The organism is Dermatophilaceae bacterium Soc4.6, assembly GCA_039889245.1.
Lineage (GTDB): Bacteria > Actinomycetota > Actinomycetes > Actinomycetales > Dermatophilaceae > Lapillicoccus.
Genome location: JAZGVH010000002.1, coordinates 4,474,091 through 4,489,548 on the forward strand (window position 1 = coordinate 4,474,091; position 15,458 = coordinate 4,489,548).

At 72.6% G+C, this 15,458-nt stretch carries 13 protein-coding genes and 3 tRNA genes; 13 read left to right on the top strand and 3 right to left on the bottom strand.

Translation table 11 applies throughout. The features are described from left to right. Window positions 1-56 precede the first annotated feature (56 nt). A complete protein-coding gene (locus tag V3N99_20895; GenBank protein ID MEO3939188.1) occupies window positions 57-1,220 on the top strand; it encodes an alpha/beta fold hydrolase in 1,164 nt (387 codons plus the stop codon). Window positions 1,221-1,243: 23 nt separating this feature from the next. Here the strand turns inward: V3N99_20895 and V3N99_20900 are convergent, their stop codons facing one another. Further along, a complete protein-coding gene (locus V3N99_20900; GenBank protein MEO3939189.1) occupies window positions 1,244-2,014 on the bottom strand; it encodes a dihydrofolate reductase family protein in 771 nt (256 codons plus the stop codon). Between the two features lie 60 nt (window positions 2,015-2,074). On the opposite strand from V3N99_20900, the gene V3N99_20905 reads away from it, so the two are divergent. From V3N99_20905 to V3N99_20925, 5 genes are read left to right on the top strand one after another with little or no spacing between them, the layout of a single operon-like run. After that, entirely contained in the window at window positions 2,075-2,950 is an 876-nt protein-coding gene (locus V3N99_20905) for a polyphosphate kinase 2 family protein (protein MEO3939190.1), read from the top strand. 36 nt (window positions 2,951-2,986) lie between these two features. Beyond that, the gene (locus V3N99_20910) at window positions 2,987-4,474 is read left to right on the top strand and encodes a hypothetical protein (protein ID MEO3939191.1); all 1,488 of its coding nucleotides are present in this window, start codon (window positions 2,987-2,989) and stop codon (window positions 4,472-4,474) included. Next, entirely contained in the window at window positions 4,471-5,034 is a 564-nt protein-coding gene (locus tag V3N99_20915; GenBank protein MEO3939192.1) for a DUF664 domain-containing protein, read from the top strand. Before V3N99_20910 ends, V3N99_20915 begins: the two co-directional genes overlap by 4 nt. 53 nt (window positions 5,035-5,087) lie before the next feature. Next, window positions 5,088-6,224 carry a Gfo/Idh/MocA family oxidoreductase gene (locus V3N99_20920; GenBank protein MEO3939193.1) on the top strand — a complete coding sequence of 379 codons (1,137 nt, stop codon included), beginning with the start codon at window positions 5,088-5,090 and terminating at the stop codon, window positions 6,222-6,224. Window positions 6,225-6,229: 5 nt separating this feature from the next. Continuing rightward, window positions 6,230-8,131 (top strand): prolyl oligopeptidase family serine peptidase, encoded by a 1,902-nt coding sequence (locus tag V3N99_20925; protein ID MEO3939194.1) that lies wholly within the window; start codon window positions 6,230-6,232, stop codon window positions 8,129-8,131. 17 nt (window positions 8,132-8,148) lie between these two features. Here the strand turns inward: V3N99_20925 and V3N99_20930 are convergent, their stop codons facing one another. After that, on the bottom strand, window positions 8,149-9,804 hold the full coding sequence (locus V3N99_20930) for an acyl-CoA dehydrogenase family protein (protein MEO3939195.1): 1,656 nt from the start codon (window positions 9,802-9,804) through the stop codon (window positions 8,149-8,151). Between the two features lie 37 nt (window positions 9,805-9,841). On the opposite strand from V3N99_20930, the gene V3N99_20935 reads away from it, so the two are divergent. The 4 genes from V3N99_20935 (at window position 9,842) to V3N99_20950 (ending at window position 11,315) form a co-directional block, all read left to right on the top strand. Continuing rightward, on the top strand, window positions 9,842-10,948 hold the full coding sequence (locus tag V3N99_20935) for a YihY/virulence factor BrkB family protein (protein ID MEO3939196.1): 1,107 nt from the start codon (window positions 9,842-9,844) through the stop codon (window positions 10,946-10,948). A 96-nt stretch (window positions 10,949-11,044) separates the two neighbouring features. After that, window positions 11,045-11,117 (top strand) — tRNA-Gly (locus V3N99_20940). 21 nt (window positions 11,118-11,138) lie between these two features. After that, window positions 11,139-11,209 (top strand) — tRNA-Cys (locus V3N99_20945). A 31-nt stretch (window positions 11,210-11,240) separates the two neighbouring features. Next, window positions 11,241-11,315, top strand: a tRNA-Val gene (locus tag V3N99_20950). Between the two features lie 504 nt (window positions 11,316-11,819). Here the strand turns inward: V3N99_20950 and V3N99_20955 are convergent. Then, window positions 11,820-12,002, bottom strand: coding sequence for an excisionase family DNA-binding protein (locus tag V3N99_20955; GenBank protein ID MEO3939197.1), 183 nt, complete (start codon window positions 12,000-12,002; stop codon window positions 11,820-11,822). Window positions 12,003-12,437: 435 nt separating this feature from the next. Between V3N99_20955 and V3N99_20960 the strand changes: the two genes are divergently transcribed. The 3 genes from V3N99_20960 (at window position 12,438) to V3N99_20970 (ending at window position 15,455) form a co-directional block, all read left to right on the top strand. Then, window positions 12,438-13,223, top strand: coding sequence for an LLM class flavin-dependent oxidoreductase (locus tag V3N99_20960; GenBank protein ID MEO3939198.1), 786 nt, complete (start codon window positions 12,438-12,440; stop codon window positions 13,221-13,223). Window positions 13,224-13,797: 574 nt separating this feature from the next. Further along, window positions 13,798-15,027 carry an IS21 family transposase gene (istA, locus tag V3N99_20965; GenBank protein MEO3939199.1) on the top strand — a complete coding sequence of 410 codons (1,230 nt, stop codon included), beginning with the start codon at window positions 13,798-13,800 and terminating at the stop codon, window positions 15,025-15,027. Then, window positions 15,027-15,455: an ATP-binding protein gene (locus tag V3N99_20970; GenBank protein MEO3939200.1), complete on the top strand. Its 429-nt coding sequence runs from the start codon at window positions 15,027-15,029 to the stop codon at window positions 15,453-15,455. Before istA ends, V3N99_20970 begins: the two co-directional genes overlap by 1 nt. The last annotated feature ends 3 nt before the right edge of the window (window positions 15,456-15,458 follow it).

Below are 15,458 nucleotides of genomic sequence, written 5' to 3' on the forward strand. Positions count from 1 at the left end.
TCTCCCCATCGGTCACCTGCGCCGCCAGACCACGCACGCCTGTCACGATGGGAGGCATGTCGACCACTGCGCCGACCCGGCGCACCCTGCAGACCATCGCTGTCGGTGTCGGGGCCCTGACCGGCGCCGCTGTCGGAGGGGGCCTGGCGGTCGCCGCCTGGTTCGCCCGGGCCGTGCTGACCCCCGACCAGCGTCGCCCCGACGACGTGCAGGTGCTGGCCGTCGGTCCCGACGTCGTCACGCTCGCGGCGACGCCCGAGACGGTGGTGCCGGGCCGGTACGGCCTCTGGCTCGACGGTGGTGAGGGGCATGCGCGGGTCGGCGAGGTGCTCGAGCAGGACGAGCAGGCCGTCGTCCGCCGCCTCGTGGCGCTCGACAGCGGGCGGCTGCGCCCTGGCCCGGCCCGGTGGAACCAGTACTACTACTGGGACACCCCGCGGGTCAGCCTCGGCGTCGCCCACCGCGACGTGACCGTGCCCGGCGAGGACGGTCCCCTGCCGGCGTGGCTCGTGGAGCCGGAGCGGTCCAACGGCCGCTGGGCCGTGCTGGTGCACGGGCGCGGGGCACAGCGCGAGGAGTGCCTGCGCGCGGTGCCGACCCTGCGTCGCCTCGGCTACACGTGCCTCGTCGTGTCCTACCGCAACGACGTCGGTGCTCCGCCCGCGCCGGACGGTCGCTACACCCTCGGCCTCAGCGAGTGGCGAGACCTCGAGGCCGCGATGCGGTATGCCATCGACCACGGCGCTCGTCGGCTGGTGCTCGTGGGCTGGTCGATGGGCGGCGCGATCATCCTGCAGACCCTGGCCCGCTCGGTCGTCAGCGAGGCCGTCGAGGCCGTCGTGCTCGACTCACCCGTCGTCGACTGGGGCGACGTGCTGTCGCACCACGCACGCGTGCACCACCTGCCGCGCATGCTCGGGGCGGCCGGCACGAGCATGATGGGGCGGCGCTCGACGACGAGGCTGCTCGGGGTGCACGACCCGGTCGACGTCCCGGCCACCAACTGGGTGGCCCGCGCCCACGAGCTGCACCACCGCCTGCTCCTGCAGGTCTCCGTCGACGACGAGTTCGTGCCGGCCGGCCCGGCGTTGAGCCTGGCGCAGGTGCGGCCCGACCTCGTCACCCTCGAGCGCTGGCACACCGCTCGTCACTGCAAGGAGTGGAACCTCGACCCGGCGCGCTGGGAGCGGTCGGTCGAGCAGTTCCTCGAGACCCCCTGAGGACGGCGGCCCGATCACCTGCGTCAGCGGTCGGCTCGCACCCACCGGCCCATCAGCGTGCCGTCCTGCTCCACCAGGAGCCGGGGCGTGAAGTCTCCGCTGAGCCCACGCCCGGCGGTGATGCGCGGGCCCCCACCGCCGACCACCAGCGGCGCGAGCGTCAGGCAGAGCTCGTCGACGACACCGGCCTGCAGCAGCGAGGACAGAAGGCTCGGCCCACCCTCGGCCAGCAGCCGCGTCAACCCGCGCTCGTGCAGCTGGGCGACGAGCCGGTCGTGCCCCACCTCGGTGGCCCCGCACTCGAGCACGTGCTGGGCGCCCAGGAGCTCACGCGCCTCGTCGAGCCCGTAGGCAGCCGAGGTCGTGGCCAGCAGGACGCTGCCCTGAGTGGCTCCGCGCAGCGTCGGCGGCACCTCGCCGCGGGCCGTCACGACCACGAGCGGCAGGTCGGGTGCTGCCCCCGCCGCGGCCCGGGCCGAGGCCAGCGGGGCCGCGACGGACAGCGGCGGGTAGCCCTCTGCGCGCACGGTGCCCGCACCCACGACCACCGCGTCGGAGAGTGCCCTCAGCAGCTCGAAGACGACGTGGTCGGCGTCGGTGTTGACGGTGCCGGAGAGGCCGTCGGCTCCGGTGACGGCGCCGTCGAGGCTCGTCGCGAAATTGGCCCGCAGCCAGCCGCCCGCGCCGTGCGGTGCGGCATACAGGTGCAGGAGGGCAGCCTGGCCGAGCTCGTCGCTGCCGTCGTCGGAGCGGAGAGAGGTCGGGGCGGGGGGCTCGGCGAGCAGCAGACGCATGCGGGGAGTATGCCCGCGCGTCGGCGCCCGGGGGCAGCCCGGTGAGGCAGGATGGCGGCCATGGCCAAGAAGACGAAGGGCAAGCACCGCGAGATCGAGCTGGCACCCTTGCTGGCGGACCTGCTCAGGGTGGGCACGGGCTTCCGCCTCGAGGACGTCGACCCCGGCTCGACCCCCGGCTTCTCAGGGGGCAAGAAGGACGGCAAGGCTGCGCTGGCCGACCGCGCGTCCGAGCTGGGGACCTGGCAGGAGCGTCTGCACGCCGAGTCCACGGCCGGGGCCTCCCGTCGCCTGCTGCTCGTCATCCAGGGGATGGACACGGGCGGCAAGGGGGGCATCGTGCGGCACGTCGTCGGGGCGATGGACCCCGAGGGGGTGCGGGCCACCGCCTTCAAGGCGCCGTCGAAGGAGGAGCGCGAGCACGACTTCCTCTGGCGGATCCGCAACGCGCTGCCCGGGCCCGGGCGGATCGGCGTCTTCGACCGCAGCCACTACGAGGACGTGCTCGTCGTGCGGGTGCACGACCTCGTCGAGCCGTCGCAGTGGCGTGAGCGCTACGCCCTGATCAACGCCTTCGAGCGCGAGCTGGTCGCTGACGGCACCACCGTCGTCAAGGTCATGCTGCACATCTCGAAGGCGGAGCAGAAGGAGCGTCTCGGTGCCCGCCTCGTCGACCCGGAGAAGTACTACAAGTACAACCCCGGCGACCTCGTCGAGCGCGGCTTCTGGGACGACTACATGGAGGCCTACCAGGTCGCGCTCACCCGGTGCTCGACCAAGGACGCCCCGTGGTTCGTCGTGCCCGCCGACCACAAGTGGTATGCCCGGTATGCCGTGCAGACCCTCCTGCTCGAGGCCCTCGAGCGGATGGACCCGCCCTGGCCGCCGGCCGGCTACGACCTCGACGAGCAGCGGGCCCTGCTCGCCGAGAGCTGACCGACTATCCGGGCCCCTGCCCTGCGGAGGATGACGATGACGACACCGACCGGCGTGGTGGTACCCGAGAGCGACGGGCCGGGTGGGCCCCGCAGCACCTCCGCCCTGGGCCGGGCCGTGGTCGCGGGGGCCCTCGCCCGGGTCGACCCCGTGGGGGCGGCCGCCGCTCTGCGAGAGACGAACTGGCGTCAGGGCTACGTCGAGCACTTCCGCCGGCTCGTCGAGGCGGGCCTGCCGTCGGAGGGTGACGCGGTGGGCATCGCGCGCGACGGGCTGAGCGCTCTGCACGAGCGGATGACGGTGGTGACCCCCGACGGGGACGAGGCGCCGCTCGACGACGCCTTCGTCGCGCGCCCAGGCGGCGTGGAGCGCCCGCTGCGCACCGCGACGGTCCGCGGGAGCGGGCAGCCCCGGGCCGCGCTCAGCATCCCGATGCGGGGCGCCAGGCTCGAGGGGGCGGCGCTGTCTCGTCAGCTCGACGACTGGACCGCTCGCGGCATCCTCGAGCCGTCCGCGGCCGAGGCCGTGGCCACCGTGGCCGCCGAGCCGGAGCGGCTGCGTCTCGAGGGTCATCGCGTCGTGGTCGTCGGGGCTGGGGCCGAGATGGGCCCGCTGCGCGCCCTGCTCGACTGGGGCGCCGACCTCGTGGGGATCGACCTGCCCCGCCCCGACCTGTGGCGACGGCTCCTGCGCGTCGCCGAGCAGTCGGCGGGCAGCCTGACCCTGCCGGTCGCCGGCGGCACCGGCCCCGCGGTCGAGCTCGCCGAGGGAGCAGGAGCCGACCTGCTGCACCACCTGCCCGCTGTCGCGGACTGGATGAGCGGCCTCGAGGGCGATCTCGTCCTGGGCAACTACGTCTACGCCGACGGGGCCACCAACCTGCGGGTGGCCATGGCCGTCGACGCCCTGAGCGTCGAGCTGCGCCGCCGCCGTGGCGACGACGTCTCGTTGGCCTTCCTGGCGACACCGACCGACGTCTTCGCCGTGCCCGCCGATGCGGTCGTGCAGGCCACCCACGCCTACGACGACACCGGGGGCCTCGGTCGGGTCCTGCGCCCGCTGTTCCGCGCGGCCAGTGGTGGTCGTCTGCTGAAGCGCAACTACGCACCCGGGTCCGACCCGGGTCTCAACGACAGCGTCGTGCCGCAGCAGGGCCCGAACTACGCTCTGGCCAAACGGCTGCAGCGCTGGAGGGCCACGGTCGCCCGCCGGGACGGGATGTCCGTCTCGCTGCACGTGGCTCCGCCGACGCGCACCCGGTCGGTGCTGAAGAACAGGGCGCTGGCGGCGGCCTACACCGGTGCCCACCGCTTCGGCATCGAGGTCTTCGAGCCGGCGACGAGCAACACCCTCATGGCTGCCTTGCTGGTGCACGACCTCACCTCGCCCCGCCCGTCGTTGCGGGCCCCCTGGCAGGAGGAGGCCGAGGGCTCCGTGCACGGCGGTCTCTGGCGCGGTGCCTACGACCCCCGCAGCGCGCTCGGTCTCGCGGTCGTGCTCGGGCTCGGGGGGGCTCGGGCGTGAGCGAGCGGGGCACCCTGCCGTTCCCCGAGCCGACCACCGCCGTGGCTGACCAGCGAGAGGTCCTGCTCGGTTACCTCGCCTACTTCCGCTCAGTGGTCTCGAGCAAGGTCGCCGACCTCGACGAGTCGACGGCGCGGGCCTCGTCCCTGCCGTCGGGGTGGTCACCGCTCGAGCTGGTCCACCACCTCGTCCACGTCGAACGCCGTTGGCTCGACTGGGGATTCGAGGGCCAGGCGATCGACGACCCGTGGGCTGACCAGCGTGACGGCCGGTGGCACGTGCCCGTCGGACTCACCGTCGGCGACCTGCTCGAGACGCTGGACGATCGGGCGGAGCTGACGAGGAAGGTCGTCCTGGCCCACCGGCTCGACGAGCTCGGCCGGCCGTCCGAGCGCTGGGCCGGTCAGCCGCCGGCGAGCCTCGAGCGGGTGCTCCTGCACCTCGTGCAGGAGTATGCCCGGCACGCGGGCCACCTCGACGTGGTGCGCGAGATCCTCGATGGGGAGCAGGGGGAGCAGGGGAGCGCGCGTCTGACGGCGAGGTCGCGCCGCGGCGCCTAGGGTTGTGGGCGGCGGGTCGACCGGCCCGCGCCCCCCATCCCCGTGAGGTCTCCGTGTTCTCCATCTCCGCCGGCGCCACCCCCGCCGCGGTCAGCACCAAGGGGACCGCGACGCCCCCACGCACCCGGTATGCCGTCGTCGGCGCCGGCTGGCGCGCGTCGGTCTTCCTGCGGATGGCCTACCTCATGCCGGACCGCTTCGAGGTGACCGGGGTCGTGACCCGGCGCGCCGAGGCCGGTGCCGAGCTGGAGGCGCAGTGGGGCGTGGCGACCTTCCGCGACGTCGAGACCCTGCTGGCGACAGACCGGCCCGACTTCGTGGTGCTGAGCGTGCCGTGGCCGGTGACGCCCGAGCTGACCCGCCAGCTCGTCGCCGCCGGTGTGCCCGTGCTCGCGGAGACGCCTCCGGCGCCCGACGCCGGGGGGCTGCGCGCGCTGTGGCACGACGTCGGTGCGAGCGGGCTCGTGCAGGTGGCCGAGCAGTATGCGCTCATGCCGCTGAACGCTGCTCGCCTCGCGGTCGTGGACAGCGGCCTCATCGGCACCGCGAGCTCGGCGCTGGTCAGCTCGACCCACCTCTACCACGCGGTCGCCCTCATGCGCCGCCTCCTCGGGGTCGGGCGGGAAGGGGCGACGGTGCGGGCGCAGACGTTCGCGGCCGAGCTGGTCGACCCCATCACGCCCGCCGGGTGGACGCACGACACGTCGGCGAAGCCGGCGACGACGACGCTCGCCTGGGTCGACTTCGGCGGCGACCGGATGGGTCGCTACGACTTCACCGACAACCAGTGGTGGAACCCGCTGCGGCCCGACCACCTGGTCGTGCGGGGATCGGCCGGCGAGATCTGGGACGAGACGGTGGTGCGCATGGCCGACGAGGTCACCCCGATGACCTCCCGGCTCGAGCGGGCCGGCACCGGCACCGGGATGAACTACGAGGGCCTCGACCTGACCCATGTCTCCCTCGACGGTCGGGTCGTGTGGCGCAACGCCTTCGAGGGTGCGCGCCTGTCCGACGACGACCTCGCGGTGGCGCAGCTGCTCGCGCAGACCGGCGCGTGGGTGCGGGGGGAGGGCGAGCCTCCCTACCCTCTCGCCGAGGCCTGTCACGACCACCTGGTCGGCCTCGCGATCGGCGAGGCCGCGGAGTCGGGTGGCAGCGTCCGCGTCGAGCCGGACGTCTGGAGCTGACGGCGATGACGACGACGGCGCCCTACGGCTCCTGGGTCTCCCCGATCACGGCCGACCTGCTCACCACCTCGGGGGTGGGCCTGTCGGACGTGACCGTCGACGGCAGCGACGTCTACTGGCTCGAGCAACGGCCCACCGAGGGCGGCCGGGAGGCGCTGGTGCGCCTGCGCGGCACCGTCTCGCAGGAGGTGCTGCCGGGCGACGTCGGCGTCCGCACGATGGTTCACGAGTACGGCGGGGGCGCCTACGACGTGCGCGACGGCGTCATCGTCTTCTCGACCGCGTCCGACGGTCGGCTGCACCTGGTCGACGGCGACGGCATCCGCGCGCTCACGCCGGACCTGCCCGGTCGGCAGCTGCGCTACGGCGACCTGCAGCTCGACCTGGCCCGGCGTCGGGTGGTCTGCGTGCGGGAGGACCACCGAGGCGGTGGTGAGGCCGTCAGCACGCTGGTGGCGGTCCCGCTCGACGGCGCCCCCACGGCCGGGCTCGTCCTGGTCGGCGGGCACGACTTCGTCGCCTCCCCCCGGGTGTCGCCCGACGGCGAGCAGCTGGCGTGGGTCACCTGGGAGCACCCCGACATGCCGTGGGACTCCACCGTGCTGTGGTGCGGTGACGCCCACGGCGGTGACGCACGCGTCGTCGACGGCGCCGCCGGGGTGTCGGTCGGCGACGTCGGGTGGCTGGCCGACGGCAGGCTGATGTATGCCAGTGACCGCTCCGGCTTCTGGAACCTCACGATCGACGGGGCACCGGTTCACTCCGTCGACCGCGACTGCTCCGACCCGGCCTGGGTGCTCGGTGAGCGCACCTGGGTCGAGCTGCCGGACGGCCGGATCCTGCTGCGCGAGTGGCGCGACGCCCGAGCCCAGCTGGTGCTGGTGGCGCCCGGAGGCGACGCCGTCGACGTCGCGGTGTCGCTCGTCAGCACGAGCCGGCCGTCGTGGTCGGGCGGCGGGGTGGTGATGGTGGCCCGGCGGGAGCGCGACGCCGTCGCGGTCGTCCGGGTCGAGCCGGACGGGGGCCGGATGACGGTCCTGCGCTCGGGCGCGGACGTGCCGGTCGAGCAGGCCTACCTGCCGCAGGCGCAGGCGGTGACCTGGTCGGACCCACGGGGTCGTGACGTGCACGGCTTCCTCTACCGGCCGCGCAACCCCGGGTTCACCGGGCCCGCGGGGGAGCTGCCGCCCTTGGTGGTCCAGACCCACGGGGGGCCGACGGGCCACGCGATCCCGGCGCTCGACCTCGACCACGCGTACTGGACCAGCCGCGGCGTCGCGGTCCTCGACGTCAACTACGGCGGCAGCACGGCCTACGGGCGGGCCTACCGTGACCGGCTGCGCGGGCAGTGGGGGGTGGTCGACGTCGACGACTGCTGCGCCGGGGCGCGGGCGATGGCCGAGCGTGGTGAGGCCGACCCGGCGCGGACGGCAATCTCCGGGGGGAGCGCGGGCGGCTACACGACGCTGGCGGCGCTCACCTTCCGCGACGTCTTCACCGCCGGCGTCAGCCTCTACGGGATCGGCGACCTCGAGACCCTGGTGCGTGACACGCACAAGTTCGAGTCGCGGTATGCCGACCGGCTCGTGGGGCCCTATCCCGAGGCCCGCGCGCTCTACGTCGAGCGCTCACCCGTGCACCACGTCGACCGGCTCGACTGCGCCATGCTGCTCCTGCACGGAGCGGACGACGCCGTCGTCCCCCCGGGCCAGGCGACCTCGATGGCCGAGGCGGTGCGCGCCAAGGGCAAGCCGGTGGCGGTGCGGATCTTCGCCGGGGAGGGGCACGGCTTCCGTGCGGCGCAGACGCGACGGGCGGCGACGGAGGCGCAGCTGTCGTTCTACGGCCAGGTCTTCGGCTTCGAGCCGGCTGACGAGATCCGAGGGCAACCGGTCGACAACCTGTAGCGGGGGGGCGGCGGGGGTCAGAGCCCGGCGAAGGCCCGGTCGACGACGAGCGGCGCCACGCCGGCGAGGTCGGTCCCGAGCGAGCCGAAGGTGCGCCCGGGCGTCGATCCCAGGCGGCTGGCGACGAAGGCCTCAGCGACCGGGGCGGGGGAGTGCCGGACCATGAGCGCGGCCTGCAGGGTGAGGGCGAGGTCGCTCACCAGGCGCCGGGCCGCGAACTCCACGGCGCCGGGATCGTCAGCGGTGCCGAGCGCCTCCACCCGCGCGAGGACGTCGTCGATGGCCGCGTCGAGGAGGGGGTCGGCGCCGCGGGCCAAGGTCACTTCCTTGGAGAAGGCTTCGACCGATAAGGGTTCCCGAGACACCGCCCTGACGACGTCGAGCGCGTTGACGTTGCCCGAGCCCTCCCAGACCGAGTTGAGGGGGGCGTCGCGATAGAGCCGGGCGAGCCGGTTCTCCTCGACGTATCCGTTGCCGCCCAGGCACTCCAGCGCCTCGGCCACCATCGGGGAGGTGCGCTTGCAGACCCAGAACTTGCCGATGGCGACGGCGAGGCGCGAGAAGGCGGTGTCGCCCTCGTCGACGGCGTGGGCGAGCCGCAGGCCGAGCAGCGAGGCGGCCTCCGACTCGAGCGCGAGGTCGGCGAGCACGTTGGTCATGGCCGGCTGGTCGACCAGCAGCCGCCCGAAGGCCGACCGGTGGCGGGCATGGTGCACGGCCCGCACGAGCGCCTGGCGCATGGTGGCGGCGGACCCGAGCACGCAGTCGAGGCGGGTTGCCCCGACCATGTCGATGATGGCGCGGACCCCGCGGCCCTCGTCGCCGAGGCGCGAGCCCCAGGTGCCGTCGAGCTCGACCTCGGAGGAGGCGTTGCTGCGGTTGCCGAGCTTGTCCTTGAGCCGTTGCAGGGCGAAGGGGTTGCGGGTGGCGTCGTCGAGCACCCGGGGCACGACGAAGCAGGTCGGGCCGGCACCGGTCTGGGCGAGCACGAGGAAGACGTCGTTCATGGGGGCGGAGGTGAACCACTTGTGACCGGTGAGGCGGTAGGTCTCACCCGGCAGGGGCCCGCCGGGGGTCGCCACGGCCCTGGTCGTGTTGGCCCGCACGTCGGAGCCGCCCTGCTTCTCCGTCATCCCCATGCCGGCGAGGGCGCTGTACTTGCGGGAGACGGGCTTCAGCCCGGGGTCGTAGCTGCGCGAGGCGAGCAGGGGGAGCCAGCGTGCCGCGAGGGTGGGGTCGGCGGCGAGAGCCGGGGCGGCGGCATACGTCATGGAGACGGGGCAGCCGTGCCCGGCCTCGACCTGGCTCCAGACCATGAAGCCGGCGGCCCGCCGCAGGTGCGCCCCGGTGCCCGCCGGCCGCAGCCAGGGGCCGGCGGTGAGTCCGTGGCCGACCGCGACCGCGAGCAGCTCGTGCCAGGCGGGGTGGAACTCGACCTCGTCGATGCGCACACCCCGCGGGTCGTGGGTGACCAGTCGCGGCGGGTTGCGGTCGGCCTGGTCGCCCCACAGCTGCGCCTCGTCGGTGCCGGCCTGGCGGCCGAGGCGGTGGAGGCCGTCGGCGTCGACGGGGTCGCCCCAGCGGGCCAGCGACTCGGTGAGCACCGGGTCGCTCCCGAAGAGGTCGTAGGCCGTCAGGGGCGGCACCTGGTTCGTCACCTCGTGGGTCGGCATCCCACGAGGGTAGGGGCCGGGCGCCTACTGTGAACGGGTGACCCTCCGTGCCCGCGTCAGCCGTCGGCTCGAGCGGGTGCGTGGCGCGTCGACCCTCGCCCGCCTCGTGCTCGAGACCGTGCGGGCCTGCCTGCGGTACCGGGTGACCGGGCTGGCCTCCGAGGCGGCGTTCTTCATGCTGCTCTCGCTGCCGCCGCTGGTGCTCGGGCTCTTCGGTGGGGTGGGCTACGTCGGGCGCTGGCTGGGGCCCGACACGGTGGCCCGTGTCGTCGACGCCATCCAGCGGTATGCCGCCCGCTTCCTCACCGCCGAGAGCATCAGCCAGGTGCTCGTGCCGACGGTGCAGGACGTCTTCAGCAACGGTCGCTACGAGCTGGTGTCGATCGGCTTCCTGCTGTCGCTGTGGTCGGGTTCGCGCGCCCTCAACGTCTTCGTCGACACGATCTCGATCATGTACGGCCAGAGCGGGGTGCGGGGTATCGTCGGCACCCGGGCGCTGTCCTTCTCGCTCTACCTGCTGGGCATGCTCGTCGGGGTGCTGATCTTCCCTCTGCTGCTGCTCGGTCCGTCGCTCATCGACTCGTGGCTGCCCGAGGGGGCCCGTGCCGTGGGGCTGCTCTACTGGCCCGTCGTGGTCCTCGCGACGGTCGCGGTGCTCACGACCCTCTTCCACATCGCGACCCCGATGCGGGCTCCCTGGTGGCGCGACGTGCCCGGGGCGGTGCTCGCCCTGGTCATCTGGTCGCTGGCGTCCTTCGTGGTGCGAGCGTCGGTGGACGCATCGCTGGGCGGGACCTCGATCTACGGCCCGCTGTCGGCGCCGATCGTCGTGCTCATCTGGCTCTACGCCCTCGCCATCGCGGTGCTGATCGGGGCGGGCCTGAACGCGGCGACGCGGGTGGTCTGGCCCGTCGAGACCCACGAGAGCGCGAGGGCACGCCTCGTGGCTCGACTGCGCACGGCCTTCTCCGAGCGTCGCCTCGCCGCGTTGGCGCGCAGGGCGCGGGTGGTCCCCCCGCGGGCCGAGGGCGTCGACCCGACGGTGCGGGAGGTGCTCGCCGAGGAGCGGCAGTTCGTCGACCCCCGGTGGGAGGAGCAGCCCTCGTCGGCCGGCACCGCAGGCGCCGGCCGGTCGGCCTCCTGAGGGGCGCCACGCCGACCACGCCGGTTTGGGAAACCCCCCACGAATCGGCTAGTGTTCACAACGCATCGAGCAAGCAGCACACCAAACGATGCGCACGCGGACGTAGCTCAGTTGGTAGAGCGCAACCTTGCCAAGGTTGAGGTCGCCGGTTCGAGCCCGGTCGTCCGCTCGGAGGTTAGAAGCCTCACACGGTGGAGTGGCCGAGAGGCGAGGCAGCGGCCTGCAAAGCCGCGTACACGGGTTCAAATCCCGTCTCCACCTCTCACTCAGGGAGCCCCCGGGCTCCCGCCGAGGGCGATTGGCGCAGTGGTAGCGCGCTTCCTTGACACGGAAGAGGTCACTGGTTCAAACCCAGTATCGCCCACCAGCACGACACGGCCCCTGACCTGCGGAAACGCGGGGCAGGGGCCTTTGTCTTGCTCTCGCCGTGTCGGATACGTGTCGGATGGAAGGACCTGTCGCATCAGCGGAGCACCCAAGACATCGCTACGACGGAGCTAGGCCGGCGGGTGTTCTCTTGGGGCTGGATAGAAAGTGAGTGTCGGAGGCGACGTCCCGGCTGCCGTGCACGGGCGGGAGCCGTCGCGACCTCCTCGCGTTCCGGCCAGCAGCAAGGAGGGGCTGTGGCCATCGGCCACCGGGATGGTTCTGCGCGGGTCGACGGCCGCCATCGTGAGGACTCCCAGACAGGGGCTATCACGATGGGCTCCACCCGAACACCTGGGCCGAGTAGCAGCCGTACCTTCTCGCGCAACGCCTTGTCACTGGCATGCACGGCTCGGCGCCACCAGACGGGCCGGTCACCCTCCTCAACGGATGTGTTGGCCGGGCGAACGGCCGCCTCCTGGCGAAGGCCGGACTGAGTTCAGGCTCAGCGAACAGGGACCATCAGGTCGTCCACCTCAGTGGCGTTCAGGCGGATGATGCGCGGTCCGAGCCTGTAGGCGCGGAGGCTCCCGTCAGCAATGCGCCGTCGGAGTGTCCGCTGGCTGACGCCAATCCGGTCGGCGGCCTGGGCGATCGATTCATAGCTTCGTCTCGCGGTGTTTGCCATCGTTGGTGGCCCCTTCCTTCACCAGCTAATGCCTCGGTAGTGACCGCTGATGGTCAAGACGCCGGGGCAAGGTTCAACACCCTCCGGACAGGACGCCAGGGTCCAGCGGGGGAGACACCACCGAGGTATGGGCCGACAAGGCTCGGCCCCTGGAGCCGCCGGTCGCGCTCGCTCGGAAGCGCAGTGGCGCTTGCTTGAGGTGCAGAGGATCGTTGGATGGATCCGTCCCCGTCCGCATGCGGCGGAGGGGACTGGTCCCCTCCGCGGCGGTGTGGGACAGCCGCTTACACGGCGGTAGGACGTGGCGCCGTGGCGCGTGGTCACGGCAGGCGGGGCCTGCGGGGCCTGCGGGGCCTGCGGGGCCTGCGGGGCCTGCGGGGCCTGCGGGGCACGACTCTTCTCTTGTCCCCCTTGCGCGATCGGCATGATGGTGGCATGACCACGCGCCGCGGGCTCTTCGTCGCACCCTTTGATCCCCTGGCTGACCCGCGGGTGGTCGGCGACCTGGCCCGGGAAGCCGAGGCGGCCGGCTGGGACGGATTCTTCGTCTGGGACCACCTGCAGTACGGCGAGCGGGTCGCCGCGATCGCCGACGCGTGGACCTGTTGCGCGGCCGTCGCGATGCGGACCGAGCGGTTGCTGTTTGGCCCGATGGTGACCCCGCTGGCGCGGCGCCGACCCCAGGTCCTGGCCCGGCAGGCATCCAGCCTGTCGGTACTCTCGAGTGGCCGGTTCGTCCTCGGCCTGGGGCTGGGTGACGACGGGGTCGAAGAGTTCAGTGCGTTCGGCGACCAAGCAGATCCGATGGTGCGCGGCCGGATGCTCGACGAGGGGCTCGAGGTCCTCACCGCGCTGATGACCGGAAGCCCCGTCGACTACGAAGGAGCTCACTACGCCGCTCGAGATGTCCGCTTCCGCCCGGCTCCTGCTGTGCCGGTCTGGCTGGCAGGCCGGTTCGGCAACCAGGCGCCGCTGCGCCGGGCCGTGAAGCATGACGGCTTTTTCGTCATCGGCCTGGACGGTCCCGATGACCTTGACGAGGTAACCGCTGCTCTTGCCGAGCACGACCCGCCTCCGGGCTTCGAGGTGGTGGTCGCCCTTCAGCCCGACCAGGACCCCGCCACGTGGGTGGACCGCGGCGCCTCTTGGGTGCTGACGCGTATCGGCCCGTTCGACCTCGACCTCGCCGAGGTCCGACGGATCGTCGCGTCGGGTCCCTAAGCCGATGAGGGGCCCGATCGACACCGCTCCTCGAGCTCGATCACGCGTCGGTCGCGGACCTCGTGTCTGCACGTGGCGTGGGGTCGGCCTGGCGGGGAAGGACCTCATCAGGCCCGCCGAACCGCTGTGGGACGCGATGGTGCGGGCTGTAGTAGTCGTTGACCTTGAGGGCGGCGGTAGTTCTGTCACGCATCTCCCCGCGCGTTGAGGTTCCCGAGGGGTGCTGCGGCAAACGGTTGATCTGCAGCAGGGGCCTTGCCCGAGCGGCGATGGGGGCGGCCGCTTGCGCGGCGGTGTGGTGAGGCCGCTCTCGCGGCGGTGTGGGACGGCCGCTCTCGCGGCGGTGTGGGACGGCCGCTCTCGCGGCGGTGTGGGACGGCCGCTCTCGCGGCGGTGTGGGACGGCCGCTCTCGCGGCGGTGTGGGACGGCCGCTCTCGCGGCGGTGTGGGACGGCCGCTCTCGCGGCGGTGTGGGACGGCCGCTCACGCGGCGGAGTGGGAGGTGTCAGCGACGGGTGAAAACTGATCAGTGTCGACGGGTGAAATCTGACCACCTGGCGTGACCCTGTGGAGGGTGATCAGTGTGGAGGACTGGGCCGAGATCCGTCGGTTGTATCAGGGCGAGGGGTTGCCGATCGCAGCTGTGGCACGCCGGTTGGGCGTCGCGAGGAACACGGTGAAGAAGGCGTTGGCCAGCGACCATCCGCCGAAGTACGAGCGGCCGGTGACGGGGTCGGCTGTGGACGCGTTCGAGCTGGCGATCCGGGAGTTGCTGCAGGCGACGCCCACGATGCCGGCCACAGTGATCGCGCAACGGATCGGGTGGGATCGGTCGCTGACAGTGTTGAAGGACCGGGTGCGGGAGCTGCGGCCGGTGTACCTGCCGCCGGACCCGGCCTCGCGCACGGTGTACCTGCCGGGTCAGCGGATGCAGTGCGACTTGTGGTTCCCGCCGGTCGACGTGCCACTGGGCTTCGGGCAGGTCGGGCGGCCGCCGGTGTTGGTGATGGCGGCTGGGTACTCGCGGATGTTGTTCGCGGTGATGATCCCGACGCGTCAGGGCCCGGACCTGATCGCGGGGCACTGGCTGCTGCTGCAACGGGTCGGTGCGGTGCCGCGGGAGCTGGTGTTGGACAACGAGTCCGCCGTGGGGTCGTGGCGGGCGGGGAAGCCGAAGCTGACCGACGAGTTCGAGGCGTTCCGTGGGACCTTGGGTATCGGGGTCCACCAGTGCCGATCTCGTGACCCGGAGGCCAAGGGCATCGTGGAACGCGCGAACGGCTACCTCGAGACCTCGTTCCTACCCGGGCGAGCCTTCACCGGGCCGGGCGACTTCAACACCCAGCTGAGTCAGTGGCTGACCCTGGCGAACACGCGCGTGGTCCGACGGATCGGGTGCGCACCCACCCAGCGGTGGGAAGCCGACCAGGCAGGGATGCTGGCGCTGCCGCCGGTAGCTCCACTGATTGGGTGGCGGGCCCAGGTCCGGCTCCCGCGGGATCATTACGTCCGGATCGACGCCAATGACTACTCGGTCGACCCGGCCGCTGTCGGCCGGCGGGTCGAGGTGTCCGCGGACCTGGGCGCTGTCGTGATCACCGCCGCCGGGCGCACGGTGGGCGTCCACGAGCGGTGCTGGGCCCGACACCAGACCCTGACCGATCCCGTGCACCACCGGGCCGCGCTCGAGCTCGCTCACCGTGCCGCTCACCGACCGGCACCTGAGCTGAGCGACGAGGTCGAGGAGCGTGACCTTGCCGCCTACGATTCCGCGTTCGGGCTCACTGGTGAGGACGTGGCCTGATGCCGCCACGGACGAGAGCAGACGCGACCCTCGATTCCACCACCTCGCCGGCAGCTGCCGGTGCCAGCAACGCCGGGCGTGACGTCAGCGCCGAGTTGGTGTTCCTGACCCGTGCCCTGAAGGCTCCTACCCTGCGTGAAGCGGTACCGCGGCTGGCCGAGCGGGCCCGCGCCGAGCTGTGGTCGCACGAGGAGTTCCTCACCGCCTGCCTTCAGCGGGAGGTGTCGGCCCGCGACGCCCACGGCGGCGAAGGGCGGATCCGAGCGGCCCGGTTCCCCTCACAAAAGTCATTGGAGGACTTCGACTTCGACTATGCCCGCGGACTGAAACGTGACGTCATCGCCCACCTCGGCACCCTCGACTTCATCACCGGTAAAGAGAACGTCGTCTTCCTCGGCCCCGCCGTTATCAGGGGGTCAGGCTTGTAGTGG